This is a genomic window from Chromobacterium aquaticum, assembly GCF_021129195.1.
In the GTDB taxonomy this organism is placed as follows: domain Bacteria; phylum Pseudomonadota; class Gammaproteobacteria; order Burkholderiales; family Chromobacteriaceae; genus Chromobacterium; species Chromobacterium aquaticum.
Genome location: NZ_JAJOHW010000027.1, coordinates 1 through 17,730 on the forward strand (window position 1 = coordinate 1; position 17,730 = coordinate 17,730).

16 protein-coding genes are annotated in these 17,730 nt (G+C 65.3%); 10 read left to right on the plus strand and 6 right to left on the minus strand.

Annotated features, from left to right (window positions below; genetic code table 11):
• Window positions 1–26: 26 nt before the first annotated feature.
• From LQT98_RS04615 to LQT98_RS04635, 5 genes are all read right to left on the minus strand, one after another.
• Window positions 27–1,988: a bifunctional 5-dehydro-2-deoxygluconokinase/5-dehydro-2-deoxyphosphogluconate aldolase gene (locus LQT98_RS04615; protein WP_231461292.1), complete on the minus strand. Its 1,962-nt coding sequence runs from the start codon at window positions 1,986–1,988 to the stop codon at window positions 27–29.
• Window positions 1,989–2,002: 14 nt separating this feature from the next.
• Entirely contained in the window at window positions 2,003–2,797 is a 795-nt protein-coding gene (locus LQT98_RS04620; protein WP_231461293.1) for an ATP-binding cassette domain-containing protein, read from the minus strand.
• Window positions 2,784–3,053: a hypothetical protein gene (locus LQT98_RS04625; RefSeq protein WP_231461294.1), complete on the minus strand. Its 270-nt coding sequence runs from the start codon at window positions 3,051–3,053 to the stop codon at window positions 2,784–2,786. The genes LQT98_RS04620 and LQT98_RS04625 overlap by 14 nt, the downstream gene beginning before the upstream one ends.
• Window positions 3,050–4,195 carry an ABC transporter permease gene (locus LQT98_RS04630; RefSeq protein WP_231461295.1) on the minus strand — a complete coding sequence of 382 codons (1,146 nt, stop codon included), beginning with the start codon at window positions 4,193–4,195 and terminating at the stop codon, window positions 3,050–3,052. The genes LQT98_RS04625 and LQT98_RS04630 overlap by 4 nt, the downstream gene beginning before the upstream one ends.
• A gap of 68 nt (window positions 4,196–4,263) precedes the next feature.
• Window positions 4,264–5,307 (minus strand): sugar ABC transporter substrate-binding protein, encoded by a 1,044-nt coding sequence (locus tag LQT98_RS04635; RefSeq protein ID WP_231461296.1) that lies wholly within the window; start codon window positions 5,305–5,307, stop codon window positions 4,264–4,266.
• A gap of 205 nt (window positions 5,308–5,512) precedes the next feature.
• On the opposite strand from LQT98_RS04635, the gene LQT98_RS04640 reads away from it, so the two are divergent.
• The 7 genes from LQT98_RS04640 (at window position 5,513) to dcuC (ending at window position 13,439) form a co-directional block, all read left to right on the plus strand.
• On the plus strand, window positions 5,513–6,379 hold the full coding sequence (locus LQT98_RS04640) for a MurR/RpiR family transcriptional regulator (protein ID WP_231461297.1): 867 nt from the start codon (window positions 5,513–5,515) through the stop codon (window positions 6,377–6,379).
• On the plus strand, window positions 6,369–7,367 hold the full coding sequence (iolG, locus tag LQT98_RS04645) for an inositol 2-dehydrogenase (protein ID WP_231461298.1): 999 nt from the start codon (window positions 6,369–6,371) through the stop codon (window positions 7,365–7,367). The genes LQT98_RS04640 and iolG overlap by 11 nt, the downstream gene beginning before the upstream one ends.
• A gap of 307 nt (window positions 7,368–7,674) precedes the next feature.
• The gene (locus LQT98_RS04650; protein WP_231461299.1) at window positions 7,675–8,691 is read left to right on the plus strand and encodes a Gfo/Idh/MocA family oxidoreductase; all 1,017 of its coding nucleotides are present in this window, start codon (window positions 7,675–7,677) and stop codon (window positions 8,689–8,691) included.
• Window positions 8,692–9,113: 422 nt separating this feature from the next.
• Window positions 9,114–10,190 carry a glycerophosphodiester phosphodiesterase gene (gene glpQ / locus LQT98_RS04655; RefSeq protein ID WP_231461300.1) on the plus strand — a complete coding sequence of 359 codons (1,077 nt, stop codon included), beginning with the start codon at window positions 9,114–9,116 and terminating at the stop codon, window positions 10,188–10,190.
• Between the two features lie 306 nt (window positions 10,191–10,496).
• Window positions 10,497–11,192, plus strand: a complete 696-nt coding sequence (locus tag LQT98_RS04660) for a DUF5610 domain-containing protein (protein ID WP_231461301.1) — start codon at window positions 10,497–10,499, stop codon at window positions 11,190–11,192.
• A 245-nt stretch (window positions 11,193–11,437) separates the two neighbouring features.
• Window positions 11,438–11,956, plus strand: a complete 519-nt coding sequence (locus LQT98_RS04665) for a DUF5610 domain-containing protein (RefSeq protein WP_231461302.1) — start codon at window positions 11,438–11,440, stop codon at window positions 11,954–11,956.
• 133 nt (window positions 11,957–12,089) lie between these two features.
• Complete coding sequence (gene dcuC / locus LQT98_RS04670; RefSeq protein WP_231461303.1) at window positions 12,090–13,439, plus strand: anaerobic C4-dicarboxylate transporter DcuC; 1,350 nt, start codon at window positions 12,090–12,092, stop codon at window positions 13,437–13,439.
• Between the two features lie 256 nt (window positions 13,440–13,695).
• On the opposite strand, the gene LQT98_RS04675 is transcribed toward dcuC, so the two are convergent.
• The gene (locus tag LQT98_RS04675) at window positions 13,696–14,808 is read right to left on the minus strand and encodes a M35 family metallo-endopeptidase (RefSeq protein ID WP_231461304.1); all 1,113 of its coding nucleotides are present in this window, start codon (window positions 14,806–14,808) and stop codon (window positions 13,696–13,698) included.
• Between the two features lie 363 nt (window positions 14,809–15,171).
• Here LQT98_RS04675 and queC point away from each other — a divergent pair, with 363 nt between their 5' ends.
• The 3 genes from queC to queE all read left to right on the plus strand — a co-directional run bounded on the left by queC (window position 15,172) and on the right by queE (window position 17,712).
• Entirely contained in the window at window positions 15,172–15,870 is a 699-nt protein-coding gene (gene queC, locus LQT98_RS04680; protein ID WP_048407786.1) for a 7-cyano-7-deazaguanine synthase QueC, read from the plus strand.
• Window position 15,871: 1 nt separating this feature from the next.
• Entirely contained in the window at window positions 15,872–16,891 is a 1,020-nt protein-coding gene (locus tag LQT98_RS24250) for a 6-pyruvoyl trahydropterin synthase family protein (protein ID WP_331282525.1), read from the plus strand.
• Window positions 16,892–17,079: 188 nt separating this feature from the next.
• Window positions 17,080–17,712: a 7-carboxy-7-deazaguanine synthase gene (gene queE / locus LQT98_RS04695; RefSeq protein WP_231461305.1), complete on the plus strand. Its 633-nt coding sequence runs from the start codon at window positions 17,080–17,082 to the stop codon at window positions 17,710–17,712.
• Window positions 17,713–17,730 lie beyond the last annotated feature (18 nt).

Below are 17,730 nucleotides of genomic sequence, written 5' to 3' on the forward strand. Positions count from 1 at the left end.
CCTTCCGTGTGTTTCCGTGGCAAGAATTAGTCGGCGTTTTTCCGTGGATGTTGTGACTCAAGCGCCAACGCTCGCTCCTCGCGCCACACCGCCACCAGCTCGGCGAAACGCGCGCCGGCCTCGGCCGCCAGGCCGGCGTCGTCGATCTCGCCGGCCAGCCAGCGCTCGGCCGGCCGCTGAAACAAGCTGCGCCCCACCATGAAGCCGCGGCAGCTGCGGCTGGCGCGCGCGGCGGCGAAGCCCTGGCGCAGCACGTCCAAGGGCGCGTTCAGCCCCAGCAGCACCACGCCGCGGCAATAGGGATCGCGCTCGGCGATCAGCGCGTCCAGCGCCGGCCATTGCGCGGCGGCGGGCGGCTCCAGCTTCCACCAGTCCGGGTGGATGCCCAGGTTGTACAGGCGCTTGAGCGCGCGGTAGACGGTGTCGTCGGCGCGCGGCAAATCCTTGGACGGGATGATTTCCAGCAGCAGTTCATGGCCGCTGGCCTGGGCGGCGTCGTAGAGCGCGCGGACCTGCGCCTCCTGTTCCAGCCGGTTGTCCAGCTCATCGTCCGGGTGGTACTGGACCAGGCATTTGATCACCTGCTCGCGCGGCCAGGCGTTCAAGCCGCCGGCCATCGCGCGGCCTTGCTCGAACACCAGCGGATTGGAGCCGGGCAGCTCCACCGGCCGGCCCACCCACCAGCCGCGGCCGGTGGCGGCGTACAGCGCGTCGGCGCCGTAGCGCTCGTCGATCAACATCCCCACCCGCCCGTGCAGATCCAGCCGCTGCTCGACGTCGGCCACCGCTTGCACCAGCAGTTGCTTCAAACGCGGCAGCCGCGTCTCGTCCGCGCCCGCCGCGCGCGCCAGTTCGAAGAACTGGCTGCGGTGGTCGAAGGCGAACACGCACAATTCGTCCCAGCGCGGCCGCGCCGCGCTGACCCGATGCAGCCGGCTCAAGGCCGCGTCCTCGCCCGGCCGCCGCATCGGCGCGGCGAGAAAGCGCTCCAGCTCGGCCGGGGTCGGCATCGCCGGCGCGCAGCCGTGGCGCGACACCACCAGCGCGCCGCAGGCGTTGGCGCGGCGGCAGCATTCGGCGTAGTCGCCGCCGCGCAGCCAGGCGGACAGGAAGCCGGCCAGAAAAGCGTCGCCGGCGCCCAGCACATTCATCACCTCCACTGGCGCGCTGGCCACGCTGAAGGCGTCCTCGATGCGCGCCGGCACCGCGTCGGGAATCACCGCGCAGCCCAGCGGCCCCAGCTTGACCACCAATACCGCCCGGCTCAGCGCGCGCACTCGGGCCAAGGCCGGCATCAGCTCGGCCGCGCCGCCGGCGATCAGGAACTCCTCCTCGGTGCCGACGATGAGGTCGAACTCGGAGAGCAGGCTCTGCAAGTGGGCACTGACCTCCTCGCTGGCGATGTAGCGGGTTTCGCCGTCGCCGCGGCCGGCCAGGCCCCACAGCACCGGCCGGTAATCGATGTCCAGCACCGTGCGCGCGTCGTGGCGGCGCGCGTATTGCAGCGCGCGGCGGCTGGCCGCCTCCACCCCGGGCCGCGACAGATGGGTACCAGTGATCAGCAAGGCCTGGCTGCCGGCGATGAAGTCCTCGTCGATGTCCTCGATGCCTAGCGCCATGTCGGCGCAGTTTTCGCGGTAGAACAGCAGAGGAAAGGTGTCGCGGTCCTTGATGCCCAGTAGGGTCAGGGCGGTCAGCCGCTCCGGGTCCACCCTCACCTGGCTGACGTCGCAGCCTTCGGCGCTCAGGGTGTTGAGCAGGAAGCGTCCCATCTGCTCGTCGCCGACGCGGGACAGCATCGCCGATTTCAAACCCAGCCGGGCCGCGCCGAAGGCGATGTTGGCGGAGGAGCCGCCCAAGTATTTGGCGAAGCTGGCCGCGTCTTCCAGCGGCGCGCCCAGTTGCTGCGCGTACAGGTCCACCGCCAGCCGGCCCAGGCAGACCAGGTCGCGGTCGCGGCCGCTGGCGAAACGGGTGGTGTTTTGCATGCTAGATCTACCTTTCAGATATGGACGCCGTCCAGCTCGGCCATCAGTTTCTGCATTTCCGCGCCGCCGGCCATCATGTCCAGCACCTCCTCCTTGCTGACCGCGTCCTTGGCGTAAGTGCCGAGCGAGCGGCCGCGGTTGAGCAGGGTGAAGCGGTCGCCTATCGGGTAAGCGTGGTTGACGTTGTGGGTGATGAAGATCACCGAGATGCCCTTGTCGCGCGCCTTGGAAATCAGCTTGAGCACATTGACGCTCTGCTTGACGCCCAGCGCGGCGGTGGGCTCGTCCAGGATCAGCACCCGCGCGCCGAAGTAAATGGCGCGGGCGATGGCCAGGCATTGCTTCTCGCCGCCGGACAAAGTGCCTATCGCCTGGTGCGGGTCGCGGATGTGGATGCCCATTTCCGCCAGCTTGTCGCGCGCCACCTCGCCGGCCAGTTCCAGATCCAGCACCGGCAGCAGGCCCAGCCATTTCTTCATCGGCTCGCGGCCCAGGAAGAAATTGCGCGCCACCGACATCAGCGGCACCAGGGCCAGGTCCTGGTAAACGGTGGCGATGCCCTGGTCCAGCGCCTGGCGTGGCGAGTCGAAGCGCACCGGCTGTCCGTCCACCCGGTATTCGCCGCCGCTGGGCCGGTGCACCCCGGCCAGGGTCTTGATCAGCGTGGACTTGCCGGCGCCGTTGTCGCCCAGCAGGCAATGTACCTCGCCGCGGCGCAGTTGCAGATCCACCTTCTGCAAGGCGATCACCGAACCGAAGGTCTTGCTGACCTGATCCAGCTCCAAGATGTAGTCGTCACACGGTTTCATCTTCGACTCCTTGCGGCCCGCGGCCAGGATTGTTCAGCGCAGCGGCCGCGGCAAGGCGCGCCGACGCGGGCAGTGCATTGAGTACGGCAAGGAGGCGCAAGGCCGCCACATCGTTTTGCCGGCTCGACCTCGGTCCGTCACGATCGGAAAAATTCAGCGCAGCGGCTGCGGCAAGGCGCGCCGACGCGGACAGTACATTGAGTACGGCAAGGAGGCGCAACGCGGCCGCAGGGATTTTGCCGGTCGTGACCATCATTTGGCCTCCGTCACGCGGCGTCTGACATAGTGATTGAACAACACCGCCATCAGCAGCATCAGGCCGAGGAAGACGCGGAACCAGTCGGAATTGATATTGGTGTAGGTAATGCCGATCTGCACCACGCCGAAGATCAGCGCGCCGACGCAGGCGCCCACCACCGAGCCATAGCCGCCGGTGAGCAGACAGCCGCCTATCACCGCGGCGATGATGGCCTCGAACTCCTTTTGCAGGCCGCGGTCGGCGGCGGCGGAACCGACGTCGCACACTTGCAGCACCGCGAACAGGCAGGCGCAGAAGGCGGTGAACATGAACAGGCCTATCTTCACCTGCTTGACCGGCACCCCCACGTTCTTGGCGGCGTTGGCGTCGCCGCCGGCGGCGAAGATCCAGTTGCCGATCCGGGTGCGCGCCAGCACGAAGGCCGCGATCGCCGCCAGCGCCAGCCACCACAGCAGCACCTTGGGCACGCCGGCCGCCGCCGCGCCGCCGTCCGGCAAGGAGGCGATCGCGCCGATGCCGGCCAGCCAGTGGAACAGGCCGGCTCCGACATGACCGACGAACAGCCATTGCGCCAGCGGGTCCGCCGCCGCCAGGTCGCCGACGCCGCTGACGATGGTGCGGTTGGCGAACAGAATGGACAGCGCCAGCGTCAGGCCGCGCAGGATGAACAGAAAAGCCAGGGTGACGATGAAAGACGGCAGCCGGGTCTTGAGCACCAGATAGCCGTTGAGCCAGCCCACCGCCAGCGAACCGGCGAAGGCGAACAGGATGGCCAGCCAGAACGGCCAGCCGAAGTACAGCGGCGGGATCGCTACCATCATGCCGGCGAAGCCTATCATCGAGCCCAGGCTCAGATCGAACTCGCCGGCTATCATCAGCAGGCAGGCGCCGATGGCGATGATGCCGAGGTAGGCCGCCACCTGCGACCAGTTGACGATGCCGTCCACCGCGAACATGCCGGAACCGCCGGCGCCGACGCCGAACACCGCGAACACCAGCGCCGCACCGGCGACGGCGGCGAATTCCGGCCGTCCCATCAGCCGGTCGAACAGCGACAGCCGCCGCACTCTTTCATCATCGCCGGGCGGCGCCATGCGGATGCCCGCGGCCTTGCCCGGGCTGGCCTTGCTCATGCTCATTGCTCTGCTCCTTGCCCCGGGCGGCCGGTAATTCCGCGCCAGGCGTCAGGTCCATCGGAAAACGGCGGCTAGCGGAACTGCCCGGCGTACTTCTCCACCTTGGCGATATTGTCCTTGGTGACGAAGCCGGGGCCGGAGTTGATGTGGCGGCCCTTGTAGAGGGGGACCAGCCCGTACTCCCTCAGCCGGGCCTGGAATTTGGGATTGGCCTTGAGCGCCGCTTCCACCTTGGCCGGGTCCGTGGTCTTGTCGCGCTTCATGATGGCCAGCGCCGCCACCGGGATATAGCCCTGCAGATAGGGTTGCTGGTCGATGGCGAACTTGATGGTGCCGTCCTTGATCGCCTTGGAAATGTCCTCGGACAGGTCGAAGGTGGCGAAGTAGAGCTTGCCGGCCAGGCCCATCTTCTTCACCGCCTTGATCGCCGGGCTGGCCGAGGTCGGCCCCAGCGTCAGCAGCGCCTGGGTACCGGGATTGTTGCGCAGATAGGCGCTGACCTTGCTTTCGATGCCGGTGGGGTCGTCGCCGGCGTCCAGCGTGGATTTGCGCACATCGGCGCCGATGGCGTCGGCGAAGCCCTTGCAGCGCTCGAAGGAGGCCGGGTTGGTGGCATAGTGGTTGACGCAGAGGAAGCTCTTGATCCCGGCGGCCTTGGCCTGCTTGCCGGAATCGAAGCCGGCGTCGTATTCCGGCTGGCCTACGTGCAGCAAGGCGCCCAGGCTTTCGCTTTGCTTGATGGTGCCGGAATTGATGGTGATCAGCGGAATCTTCTTGGCCACCACCTGGCCCAGCGGCCGCTTCAGCACATCGTAATCGGCGATGCTGGCGATCACGCCGTCGTAATTGCGCGCCGCCGCCTGCTCGATCAAGCGCGCCATGTCGGCCAGGTCGCCATTGGGTGGATTGCGGTAATCCACCTGTACGTTGAAATCCTCGCCGGCCTGCTTGATGGCGTTCTTGATGGTGTTCCACCAGGCGTCGGAATCCGGCGCGTGGCTGACCAGCACGAAACGGGCGTCGGCCGCCAAGGCCGGCTGGGCCAGCGCGCAGAGCGCCAGCGCCGCCGCGGGCAGTGCCCGCCTCCACTTACACTTCCAGGATCGCTGCTGCATCTCTCTCCTCCTTCTTCTCCGCCGGCCCATCGTGGGGCCCGCTATGGTGTCGGCCGCGGCCACTGTCTGGCGTCGGGCGTGAAATCACCTTAAGAGCTTTCGCTCTATTCTGCAAATAATTTTCCAAATGTGTTTTTCAATAGAAAATTATTTTCGAACACAAGGACAAAACGTATACTGGTCAAAACCTTAGGAAAGCCCGCCCATGGCCAACACCGTCCCCGCCGAGGAATTGATGCAGCGCATCGCCGCCGAATACGACACGCTGAGCAAGCAGCTGAAAGTGATTGCCGGCTATGTGGAGCAGCACCGGGGCACGCTGATGCTGCAACGCATTACCGACATCGCCCAGGCTTGCGAGGTGCAGCCTTCGGCCATCGTCCGCTTCGCCCAGCGCTTCGGCTTCGCCGGCTTTTCCGATATGCAGGCCGTGTTCCGTGACGCATTTACGCCACAGGGCGCGCCGCAGCCCAATTACCGCCAGCGCATTCAGAGCCTGATCGCCAGCCGCGACGAGCAGCGCTCCGCCGCCGGCATGACCCGGGACTTCATCGCCGCCTGCCAGCAAGGTCTGCAGGAACTGGACGCCGCGCTGGACGAGGCGCAGCTGGAGGCGGCGGTGGAACTGCTGCTGAACGCCGACAACATCTACGTGACCGGGGTGCGGCGCATGTTTCCCATCGCCTCCTACATCGCCTACGCCTTGCAGCACACCGCCAAGAAAGTGCATCTGCTGTCCGGCCTGGGCGGCATGTTTCCGCAGCAAATCCGCAGCATTGGCGAACAAGACGTGCTGATCGCCATCAGCTTCCAGCCCTATGGCAAGGAAAGCCGCTATTGCGCGCGGGTGGCGGCGCAGCACAAGGCCAAGCAGTTGGTGATCACCGACAGCCAGCTCAGCCCGCTGGCGCGCGGGGCCGACGCGGTATTGACGGTCAGGGAAGGCTCCGCCTTCTCCTTCCGTTCGCTGACCAGCACCATCTGCCTGTGCCAGGCGCTGTTCATCGCGCTGGCCTGCCGGCTGGAGCTGAACATAGAAGAAACCAAGGAGACTGGAGGATATGATGATTGACGCAGCGCTGTTCGGAGCCGGCCGCATCGGCAAGATCCACGCCGCCAACCTAGCCCGCCTGCCGGGCATGCGGCTCAAATACGTGGTGGACAGTCACGCGCCGGCGGCGCGGGAGCTGGCCGCCGCCCACGGCGCCGAGGCCTGCGCCGCGGAACAAGCGCTGGACGATCCCGCGGTGCGCGCCGTCATCATCGCCGCCAGCACCGACACCCACACCGAACTGATCCTGGCCGCCGCCGCGCGCGGCAAGGCCATCTTCTGCGAAAAGCCGGTGGACCTGGAGTTGGAGCGCGCGCGCCAGTGCGCCCAGGCGGTGGCCGCGGCCGGCGTGCCCTGCCTGATCGGCTTCCAGCGCCGCTACGACCCCACCTTCGCCGCGCTCAAGGCCAGGCTGGCCGCCGGCGAGATCGGCGCGCCGGAAATGCTGATCGTCACCAGCCGCGACCCCGGCGCGCCGCCGCTGAACTATATCCGCCGCTCCGGCGGCATCTTCAAGGACATGCTGATCCACGACTTCGACATCTGCCGCTGGATTCTGGACGACGAAGTCCTCAGCGTGCACGCCAGCGCCAGCGCGCTGAGCGACCCGGCCATCGCCGCCGCCGGCGACGCCGACAGCACAGCGGTGACGCTGCGCACCCGCCAGGGCCGGCTGTGCCAGATCAACACCAGCCGCCGCGCCGCCTACGGCTACGACCAGCGCTTCGAAGTGCTGGGCAGCCGCGGCATGCTGCAGGCCGGCAACCACCGGCCCACCGAGGTGATCGCCTACGGCGAGCGCACCGTGGCCGCCGACTTGCCGGAGCCCTTCTTCCTGGAACGCTATCGCCAGGCCTACGCCGCCGAGATGGCGCACTTCCTGGAGGTGATGCGCGACGGCTCCGCGCCGCGCACCACGGTGGCAGACGGCGTGCGCGCGCTGGAACTGGCCGACGCCGCCACCCGTTCCTGGCGCTCGGGTCAGGTCGTCGAATTGGATCAGGTCTAAGAACGTGTTTACGATCTCGCGAGCTAAGGCGAGACAAGGCGAAAACGAGCGAAAAAGCGGAATGTACACGTGGTGCATGAGCATTTTGAGCTGGTTTTCAACTCCGTATCGCCGACGCGCAGCAGATCGTAAACAGGTTCTAAGAGCCTGTTCACAATCTCGCGAGCAAGAGCGAGACAAGGCGTTGCGGCTGAGAAAGCGGAATGTACAAATGGTACATGAGCATTTCGAAGCGGCACTCACCGTGTCGCGTCTCACTAAGCGCAGCAGATCGTGAACAGGTTCTAACTCAACAGGGAGGCTTGTCATGTCTACATTAAACCTCGGCGTCGCCGGCCTGGGCCGGCTGGGCCGCCGCCACGCGCTCAATCTGCGCGAGCGCATCGTCGGCGCGCGCGTGATCGCCGTCTGCTCGCCGCTGCCGGAAGAACTGGACTGGGCGCGCCGGGAACTGCCCGATGCCGCCGGCCACGCCACGCTGGACGAACTCTTGGCCGAACCGGGGCTGGACGCGATCTTGCTGGCCACCCCCACCGCGCTGCACGCCGAGCAGATCATCGCCTGCCTGGACACGGGCAAACACGTGTTCTGCGAAAAGCCGCTAGCGCTGAATCTGGAGGACTGCCTGCGAGTGGAGCGCGCCGCCGCCCGCCGCCCGGAGCTCAAGGCCATGGTGGGTTTCGTGCGCCGCTTCGACCCCAGCTACCAGGACGCCGCCGCCAAGCTGGCCCAGGGCCTGGTGGGCCGGCCCTATCTGCTGCGCTCGCAAACCTGCGACCTTAACGACGACAGCGGCTTCTTCGTGCAATTCGCGCCCAGCAGCGGCGGCATCTTCATGGATTGCAGCATCCACGACATCGACCTGGCGCGCTGGCTGCTGGGCGCGCCGCGCCCGCTGCGGGTATGGGCCAGCGGCGTCAACGCGGTGCACGGCGCGCTGGCGCAATACGGCGATGTGGACAACGGCATGGCGATGTGCGAGTTCGAGGGCGGCAAGCTGGCCTGCTTCTACGCCTCGCGCACCCAGGCGCACGGCCATGAAACGCTGACCGAGATCTTCGCCACCCAGGGCCGGCTGAGCGTGGGCGCCAACCCGCGCGCCAACCGGGTGGAGATCAGCGACCGCCACGGCGTGCGCAATGAATGCGTGACGGACTTCTACCAGCGCTTCGCCGAAGCCTTCACGCTGGAGCTGCAGCACTTCGTCGACGCCGCGCGCCTGGACCAGCCGCTGGCCTTGAGCCTGGCCGACGCCCGCGAAGCCACCCGCATCGGCCTGGCCATCGCGGAGGCCTTGAGGACCCGGCAGGCGGTGGAGTTGTAAGAACCTGTTCAATGTCTGCTGCGCTTCAGCGATACGGCGTTAAAAACTGCTTCGAAATGCTCATGTACCGCTTGTACATTCCGCTTTCTCAGCCGTTTTCGCCTTGTCTCGCTCTTGCTCGCGAGACTTTGAACAGGCTCGAAGAGCCTGTTCACGATCTGCCGCGCGCCGGCGGGAGCAAGGAAGAAAGACGTGAAAACGGCTGGCCTCGCGGTTGCCGCAAGGGCGTGAACACCTTCAAAACTACCGCGCCGGGGGGCTTGCCGCCGGCGCGGCGATACCCTATCGTCCTATTCCTTTTCATCAAAACAAAATCATGGCGATGCCGATGGACTGACCGGGTTTCATCACGCCGACATCCGCGCATCCGATCATGGCGTCGCGCCAACGCCCGTTGCGAACTTATATACAAAGGAGAACCCATGTCATTCGCTTGCAAACCCCTGCTCGCCGCCGTCGCGCTGGCCATCGGCCTGGCCGCGTCCGCCCAGGCCGCCGACAAGATCGTCATCGCCCACCGCGGCGCCAGCGGCTACCTGCCGGAACACACGCTGCCGTCCAAGGCGCTGGCCTACGCCCAGGGCGCCGACTACCTGGAGCAGGACTTGGTGATGACCAAGGACGACAGGCTGATCGTGCTGCACGACCATTACCTGGACCGCGTCACCGACGTGGCCGAGCGCTTTCCCGAGCGCGCGCGCAAGGACGGACGCTATTACGCGATCGACTTCACCCTGGCCGAAATCAAATCGCTGCATTTCACCGAAGGCTTCGACATCGACAAGGGCGTCAAGCGCCAGAGCTACCCCGGCCGTTTCCCGATGGGCAAGTCCGATTTCCGCATCCACACCTTTGAAGAGGAAATCGAATTCATCCAGGGCCTGAACCACTCCACCGGCCGCGATATCGGCCTGTACCCGGAGATCAAGGCGCCGTGGTTCCATCGTCAGGAAGGCAAGGACATCACGGTGAAGGCGCTGGAAGTGCTCAAGCGCTACGGCTACACCGGCAAGAACGACAAGGTTTATCTGCAGTGCTTCGACTTCAACGAGCTCAAGCGCATCAAGACCGAGCTGATGCCCAAGGCCGGCATGGACCTCAAGCTGGTGCAGCTGATCGCTTACACCGACTGGCAGGAAACCTTCGAACAGAACGCCGCCGGCCAGTGGGTGAACTACAGCTATGACTGGATGTTCCGTCCGGAAGGCATGAAGGAAATCGCCAAGTACGCCGACGGCATCGGCCCGCAATACCCGATGCTGATAGACAAGGCCTCGACCCCGGGCAAGATCAAGCTCACCGGCATGGGCCGCGCCGCGCACGCCAACGGCCTGGTGATCCACCCCTACACCCTGCGCAAGGACGCGCTGCCGGCCTACGCCAAGAATATGGACCAACTGCTGGACGCGGTATACAACCGCGCCCAGGTGGACGGCGCCTTCAGCGACTTCCCGGACCTGGCGGTCAACTTCCTGCGCCGCCAGAAACAGCATCTCTAAGCACGCGTTCCGAAGCCGGCAGCCGCCGGCTGTCAACACCAGAGCCGGGCCGGCCCAAAGCCAGCCTGAGCTCTGCCTGCCGTGTGTGCGCTCGCCGAAATAAGCCTCAAGTTTCCGCCGGCCCGGCCGAAAATATGGCCATACTGAGGTAAGGCAGCCCTCGGTTTCCTTGCGCCCACCGCGCAAGTCCCAATAAACACAATAGATTCAGACCAGGTCGACCAACACCAACAGCGCCTTGGGCATGAAAGCGTCGCGCCGCATCCGGCGGCCGATCTCAACGCCCTTTCCGCTAAGGAGCGCACTATGTCCGTCAATTCCGTGAACAATCCGTCCGTCGGCAGTCAGCTCGGCGTCAGCGCCCAGCAGAGCCAGACCAGCACGTCCTCCAGCCAGAACGTCAGCAGCACCGTCACCGCGCGCAATCAGCTGAACGCGCAGCTGGTGGCCAATCTGGACGTGTCCACCAACACCGACGGCAAATCGCTGTCCCTGCTCTACCGCACCGCCATCGACAGCATCAACCAGATCCTGGCCGACCAGCTGAACGGCGGCGCCGGCGCCCAGGCCACCTCCGACGGCCAGAGCGCGCAGACGGCCCAGAGCGCCCAAGGCGCGCAGCAGACGCCCAATATCCTGCAGCAGAAGATGAGCGAGGATAATTCGCCGGAAGGCACGTCCCAGCGCATCCTGTCCGGCGCGCTCAGCTTCTTCAGCACCTATGCCAAGCAACACCCGGAAATGAGCCAGGAAGAACAGGCCAAGAATTTCGTCGACATCGTGCGCGGCGGCTTTGAAAAAGGCTATGCCGAGGCGGTGAACGTGCTCAACGGCCTCAAGGTGTTCAACGGCAGCATCGCCGACGAGGTCAAGAAGACCCGCGACCTGGTCAACAAGGGCTTCGACGACTTCGTCGCCAGCATGACGCCCAAGCCCCAGGGCAGCGACAGCGCCGCGACCGGCGCCTCCGCCAGCACGTCAACCAGTACCTCATCCAGCTAGTTCGATTTAAACTGAAAATAGTTTTAAATTTACAATCAAGTTTTCCCCGGACTGGCCGAAAAACAGGCATGGCCGGGGAAAACTCAGCACCCAGCATCACCGCAGGGCCGTTTCCCGCCGGATGCCGCTAGCCAGCCTAGCGGCAGTTTGCAAGATCCGCTGACAGCGAGCGCTCAAGGCGGCAGGCAGTCGAACGCATCGACCACCCGCGCCCCGCTCGAGCAGCGGCTCTTAAGGAGACCGCCATGCCCATCTCGCCCGTCAGCCTCACCTTGGCCGGCCACGCCGCCGGCCAGCAGCACGCTCATCCAGACAAGCACGACAAACATGGCCGCCAGCAATCGCCCGCCGCCCAGGCCGGCGGCGACGCCGACATCCGCTTCAATGCCCATAGGCAATTCCTGGAGCTGTTCCACCACGCGGTGATGGACCCGCTCAGCTGCGCGCTGGACCTGCCCTTGCTGGACAAGGACCCGCTGGCGCAGCTGGGCCAGGAATCAGGCCCGGCGGCCACCGCCGAGCGCATCGTCCGCGATTTTTACCGGCTCTACACGCTGTACCGCCAGCAGCACCCCAGCCAATCGCCGATGCAGCAGCGCTTCATCTTCCTGGCGGTGGCGCGGCAGAGCCTGGACTGCGGCTTCAACGAAGCCCACCAGATGCTGGAAACCCTGGGCCTGTTGCACCAGGCTTACCATGAGCTGGTCTCGGCCAAGGAACAGGTGGCGGTATCGCTGATCGCCTTCGGCCAGACCTCGGTTTAAACCCGCGCAGCAAGCGTCACCGCGACGCGGCGGCGGCGCTTTCCTTGTTTCACATCAAACTCAGTCCATATACGTATATTTGCAATTACATTTTTCAGTAAATTATTATTTTGTTATTTACGTAGAGCTGGACATGGAATTACTGATAGGAGCGCTCGTCACCTTGCTGGTGGGGCGGGCCATTTTCAAAGGCTACTCGGCCACCGGCGTGTTGATGCTGGGCGGGCTGGCGCTGCTGACCGCCACCGCCTTGCAAGGCTTGCCGGTGCTGCCCAAGAACATGGCCGCCACCGGCCACGCCGTCACCGACATCGCCGAATTCGTCAAATCCCTGCTCAGCAGCCGCGCCGCGGACCTGGGCCTGATGGTGATGGCGCTGTGCGGCTTCGCCGGCTATATGACCCATATCGGCGCCAACGACATGGTGGTCAAGCTGGCCTCCAAACCGCTCAGCCGCATCAAATCGCCTTATGTGCTGATGGTGGCGGCTTACTTCGTCGCCTGCCTGCTGTCGCTGGCGGTATCTTCCGCCACCGGCCTGGGCGTGCTGCTGATGGCCACGCTATTCCCGCTGATGGTTAACATGGGCATCAGCCGCGGCGCGGCGGCGGCGATATGCGCGTCGCCGGCGGCGCTGATCCTGTCGCCCACCTCCGGCGACGTGGTGATCGCCGCCCAGGCCTCGGGCATGCCGCTGATAGACTTCGCCTTCAAGACCACGCTGCCGATCTCGCTGCTGGCCATCGTCGGCATCGGCTGCGCCCATTTCTTCTGGCAGCGCTACCTGGACCGCAAGGCGCAGCTGCCGCTGACGCGCCAGGACGCGCATGAAATCATCACCGACGCGCCGGCGCTGTACTGCCTGCTGCCGTTCACGCCCATTGCCGGCGTGCTGGTGTTCAACGGCAAACTGGCGCCGGAGCTGCACATCGTCACCGTGCTGATCCTGTGCATCGCGCTGGCCGCGGTAGTGGAATTCCTGCGCCACCGCCGCGCCGCGCCGGTGTTCGCCGGCCTGGAAGTGGCTTACAAGGGCATGGGCGACGCTTTCAGCAGCGTGGTGATGCTGATCGTCGCCGCCGGGGTGTTCGCCCACGGCTTGTCCGCGCTGGGCTTCATCAGCCAACTGATCGGCCTGGCGCAGTCCTTCGGCTCCGGCGCCATGGTGCTGATGCTGGTGCTGGTGGCGATCACCACGCTGGCGGCGCTGACCACAGGCTCCGGCAACGCGCCGTTCTACGCCTTCGTGGAGCTGATCCCCAAGCTGGCGGCCGAATCCGGCATCAACCCGGCCTTCCTCGCCATCCCGATGCTGCAGGCGTCCAATCTGGGCCGCACCGTGTCGCCGGTCTCCGGCGTGGTGGTGGCCTGCGCCGGCATGGGCGAGGTGTCGCCGTTCGAGATCGTCAAGCGCACCTCGGTGCCGGTGATCGTCGGCCTGGTGATCGTGGTGCTGGGCACGCTGGCGCTGGTGCCGGCCTGAGAACCAGTTCAATGTCTGCTGCGCGTCGGCGATACAGCGTTGAAAACAGCTTCGAAATGCTCATGTACCGTATGTACATTCCGCTTCCTTAGCCGTTTTCGCCTTGTCTCGCCCTAGCTCGCGAGACTTTGAACAGGCTCTGAGAACCCGTTTCCGATCTGCTGCGCTTCAGCGATAAGGCGTTTGAAGCACCAGCTCCCGCCGAAGAGAAAACGGCCGCCCACAGGCGGCCGTTTCTCATTGCGCAAGGGCAAGCTTATTGCTGCGCCGGGGTGTTCTCGGCGAAGTATTCGTGGCTGTCCGCATTGTTCAAGGCCTGGGTCGGATTGGTTTTCGCCAGGTTCTTGGCGCCGGTCTGGCCGTAGACGTGATCGCTGGTCCCCGCCACCACGGTGAAGTGGGACAGCTCATGCACCAGGGTGCCGCCCTTGGAGTCGGTGCCGCTGGTCGGCGCGCTCCAGAACGCGCCGCACAGATAGATCTTGTACGGCTGCGACGGATAGACGTAGGCATAGGTGCCGCCCTGGGTGCAACCGCAATCGATGCTGATCGGCTTGGTGTCCAGCGCGTCCTTGATGCTGACGTAGTGCGACTTGGCGGTATTCCAGTTGGCCTGAGAATACTGGCCGAACCAAGTGGTGTAGCGCGGCGTGCCGGACGGGGAACCGGACAGATAGCTGACCGAATCATTGGCCATGCCGATGGCCGCGCTGACGCCGCCATTGGTCTGGCTCTGCTGGTTCACCGAGCAATTGGCCGCGTAGCTGACGCTGGAAGCGGCGGCCTTGCGGCTGAGGATGGACCATTCGCGTTGCGCGTCCAGCGACTGTTTCAGCAGCTTGCTGCTGCGGCCGGCCACCGACACGCTGGCGGTATTCGAGCTCAGCACCTCGTCGGCGACAGCGGCGGCTTCCGCGCCGGAGGCGATCTTGGCGTTCAGCTGCGGCGCGGCGCGGTTCAGCACGCGGGAGCTGGCAGCCTGGAAGCGCACGTCGAAGCGGCCGCTTTGCGACATGTCATAGTAGTCGGACACCTTGACCTTGACGCTCAGCGAAGCGCCCGGCGCCAGCGCCACGGTGTCCTTGATGGTGGGCGTCACCCGCTTGTAGCGCGGCCCCAGATAGTTCACCGGCTTGCCGTCGCGGCTGACTTCGAAAATCTGTTCCTGCAAATCCTTGCCCGGCAGATACCACTTGTAGATATGCAAGGTCTCCTTGCCGGTATTGCGGTAATTCAGCACCACCTCGACATCCTGATCCGCCGCCACCGCGGCCTGCTGCTTGGCCACGCTCACCTGCAGATCATGCGCCTGGACCAGGCCGCTCCCCAGAGCCATCACGAACAACGGAATCGGCAACAGTTTCTTCATTGATTTTCTCCATGGCGGAAGCGGCAGCCCCACCGCCGCGGTCAAAGCCGCCAAACGGAAGGTTTTCAGCCGTTCCACTCCTTTGTCATCACGTGTTATTGAAATGGCCGCATACATATTTCGAATGCGAAAGTCATTAAATACATGACAAAGAGATGATTTCAATCAAGAAAAGCCAGCCCGCCGACAGAAAATCCGCGGCTGTCTGTTTTTTGGCACGCTTCATCAAATGGCTTGTTCTAGGTTAAAGTAATGGGTTGCCCTGCTTGGTGAGACCGATCCAGGCAGGCGACATGCCGGCAGGCCCGCGCCGCGCCCGGCTCCGCATCCCAACCTTCGACTGTTTATCGAATGGCGAACACCATGAACCAGACTCCTGAAAAGGCTCTGGTCGTCCTCTCGGGCGGCCAGGATTCCACCACCTGCCTGTATTGGGCCCTGCGCACCTTCGGTCGCGGCAATGTCGAGGCCGTCACCTTCGACTACGGCCAGCGCCACCGCGTCGAACTGGACTGCGCGCGCAAGATCTCCGAACTGGCCGGCGTGCGCCAGACCGTGTTGCCGATAGACACCTTCGCCGCCATCGGCGGCAACGCGCTGACCGACGCCGACATCGCGCCGGAAGACGGCGCCCGCGACGACGACGCGCTGCCCAACACCTTCGTGCCGGGGCGCAACCTGGTGTTCCTGACCTTCGCCGCCGCGCTGGCCTATACCCGCGGCGCGCGCCACCTGGTCACCGGCGTGGCCCAGACCGACTACTCCGGCTACCCCGATTGCCGCGAAAACACCCTCAAGGCGCTGGAAGTGGCGCTGCGCCTGGGCATGGACAGCCGGGTGGAGCTACACGCGCCGCTGATGTATCTGTCCAAGGCGGAAACCGTGGCTTTGGCGCAACAAGTTGGCGCGATGGACGCCTTGGCCTGGAGCCACACCTGTTACAACGGACAGGTGCCGCCCTGCGGCCGCTGCGCGTCTTGCGAACTGCGCGCCAAGGGTTTCGCCGATGCCGGCGTGCCCGACCCGCTGATCGTCCGCTGCCAAACCCGCGCGGAGAGCTGACATGCATACCTCCAGCCTGATTTCCGGAGCCCGCTTCGAAGCCGCCCGGCAGGTGGCCGGCGCGCCCGACCGCACCGCGCGCCCGCACGGCCACAGCTTCCGCGTCATCGCCCGCGCCGACGCCCAATATCCCGGCCACGAGCGGCTGCAAGCGGCGCTGGACGCCGCCGTCGCGCCGCTGGACTACGCCGATCTGAACCGCCAACTGGCCCAGTGCGACGACTTGGCGCTGGCCGCCCATCTGCGCGCGGCGCTGCCCTGCCCGGCGGCGCTGAGCCTGCAAAGCTCGCCGCAGCGCGGCGTGACGCTGGACGGCGACATCGCCTTTAACTGGATACAGGTGCAGTTCGAAGCCGCCCATCAACTGCCTCATGTGCCGGCTGGCCACAAATGCGGCCGTCTGCACGGCCACGGTTTCGGCGTGCGCCTGGCCGCCGACGCCGGACTCAGCGACCACGCGCGGCTGGAAGCCGCCTGGCTGCCGCTGTTCGGCGAACTCAATCACCGTTACCTCAACGACATCGCCGGCCTGGACAACCCCACCAGCGAAGTGCTGGCGCAATGGCTATACCAGCGGCTGGCCGACACCCTGCCGGGCCTGGCCTGGGTAGAGGTGCGCGAAACCCATAGCGCCGGCAGCCAGTTCGACGGCCAACGCTTCCGCATCTGGAAGGAACAGCGCTTCGAAAGCGCCCGTCCTTTCAACGATCAGGGCGCCTACACCGGCCACAGCTATCTGGTCCGGCTGATGTTGACCGGCAAGCTGGACCAGACCATGGGCTGGCTGCTGGACTTCGGCGACGTCAAGGACCGCTTCAAGCCCATCTACCGCCAGCTGGACCACAATCCGCTGGACCGGCTCAGCGGCGTGCGCGGCGGCGACAGCGCCTCGGTGGCGGAATGGGTGCATGCCCATCTAGCGCCGCTGGTGCCGGAACTGGCGCGCATCGACCTGATGGAACAGGAACAGCGCGGCGTATCGCTGATGTTCCACGACGATATGCGCTGGCCGCTGCTGTAAGAACCTGTTTACGATCTGCTGCGCGTCGGCGGGATGGATAGAAATGGGCGTTGAAACCAAGCTCAGTGCTCATGTACCACGTGTACATTCCGCTTTTTCGCTCGTTTTCGCCTTGTCTCGCCTTAGCTCGCAAGATCGTAAACACGTTCCAAGCCTGTCCCTTCATTACATTTAGAGAACGCGCTGTGATGACTTACACGGTCAAGGAAATCTTCTACACGCTGCAGGGCGAAGGCCGCCAAGCCGGCCGCGCCGCGGTGTTCTGCCGCTTCTCCGGCTGCAATCTGTGGTCCGGCCGCGAGCAGGACCGCGCCAAGGCGGTCTGCCAGTTCTGCGACACCGACTTCGTCGGCGTCGGCCCGGACGGCGGCAAATTCAACAGCGCGGCGGCGCTGGCCGAACGCATCGCCGCCGAATGGCCGGCCGGCGCCGGCGGCGTACCCTATGTGGTGTGCACCGGCGGCGAGCCCTTGCTGCAACTGGACGCCGAGCTGATCGCCGAACTGCACCGCCGCGGCTTCGAGGTGGCGGTGGAAACCAATGGCACCGTGGCCGCGCCGCCTGGGCTGGACTGGATCTGCGTCAGCCCCAAGGCCGGCGCGGAGCTGCTGCTGCAAAGCGGCGATGAGTTGAAGCTGGTCTATCCGCAGGCGACGCAGCTGCCGGAAACGGTGGAGCACCTGGACTTCGACACCTTCTATCTGCAACCGATGGATGGACCGGAGCTGGCCGCCAATACCCGTGCCGCCATCGCCTACTGCATGGCGCACCCGCGCTGGCGCTTGTCGGTGCAGACACATAAGGTTACCAATATCCGCTGAACTTGCCGGGCCCTTCTG

What these genes read in the sequence shown, in the direction of transcription:
- LQT98_RS04615 (WP_231461292.1), bottom strand. Translation starts at nt 1,988, where the DNA reads ATGCAAAACACCACCCGTTTCGCCAGCGGCCGCGACCGCGACCTGGTC.
- LQT98_RS04640 (WP_231461297.1), top strand. Translation starts at nt 5,513, where the DNA reads ATGGCCAACACCGTCCCCGCCGAGGAATTGATGCAGCGCATCGCCGCC.
- LQT98_RS04635 (WP_231461296.1), bottom strand. Translation starts at nt 5,307, where the DNA reads ATGCAGCAGCGATCCTGGAAGTGTAAGTGGAGGCGGGCACTGCCCGCG.
- LQT98_RS24250 (WP_331282525.1), top strand. Translation starts at nt 15,872, where the DNA reads ATGCATACCTCCAGCCTGATTTCCGGAGCCCGCTTCGAAGCCGCCCGG.
- dcuC (WP_231461303.1), top strand. Translation starts at nt 12,090, where the DNA reads ATGGAATTACTGATAGGAGCGCTCGTCACCTTGCTGGTGGGGCGGGCC.
- glpQ (WP_231461300.1), top strand. Translation starts at nt 9,114, where the DNA reads ATGTCATTCGCTTGCAAACCCCTGCTCGCCGCCGTCGCGCTGGCCATC.
- queE (WP_231461305.1), top strand. Translation starts at nt 17,080, where the DNA reads ATGACTTACACGGTCAAGGAAATCTTCTACACGCTGCAGGGCGAAGGC.
- queC (WP_048407786.1), top strand. Translation starts at nt 15,172, where the DNA reads ATGAACCAGACTCCTGAAAAGGCTCTGGTCGTCCTCTCGGGCGGCCAG.
- LQT98_RS04650 (WP_231461299.1), top strand. Translation starts at nt 7,675, where the DNA reads ATGTCTACATTAAACCTCGGCGTCGCCGGCCTGGGCCGGCTGGGCCGC.
- LQT98_RS04630 (WP_231461295.1), bottom strand. Translation starts at nt 4,195, where the DNA reads ATGAGCATGAGCAAGGCCAGCCCGGGCAAGGCCGCGGGCATCCGCATG.
- LQT98_RS04625 (WP_231461294.1), bottom strand. Translation starts at nt 3,053, where the DNA reads ATGATGGTCACGACCGGCAAAATCCCTGCGGCCGCGTTGCGCCTCCTT.
- iolG (WP_231461298.1), top strand. Translation starts at nt 6,369, where the DNA reads ATGATGATTGACGCAGCGCTGTTCGGAGCCGGCCGCATCGGCAAGATC.
- LQT98_RS04660 (WP_231461301.1), top strand. Translation starts at nt 10,497, where the DNA reads ATGTCCGTCAATTCCGTGAACAATCCGTCCGTCGGCAGTCAGCTCGGC.
- LQT98_RS04675 (WP_231461304.1), bottom strand. Translation starts at nt 14,808, where the DNA reads ATGAAGAAACTGTTGCCGATTCCGTTGTTCGTGATGGCTCTGGGGAGC.
- LQT98_RS04620 (WP_231461293.1), bottom strand. Translation starts at nt 2,797, where the DNA reads ATGAAACCGTGTGACGACTACATCTTGGAGCTGGATCAGGTCAGCAAG.
- LQT98_RS04665 (WP_231461302.1), top strand. Translation starts at nt 11,438, where the DNA reads ATGCCCATCTCGCCCGTCAGCCTCACCTTGGCCGGCCACGCCGCCGGC.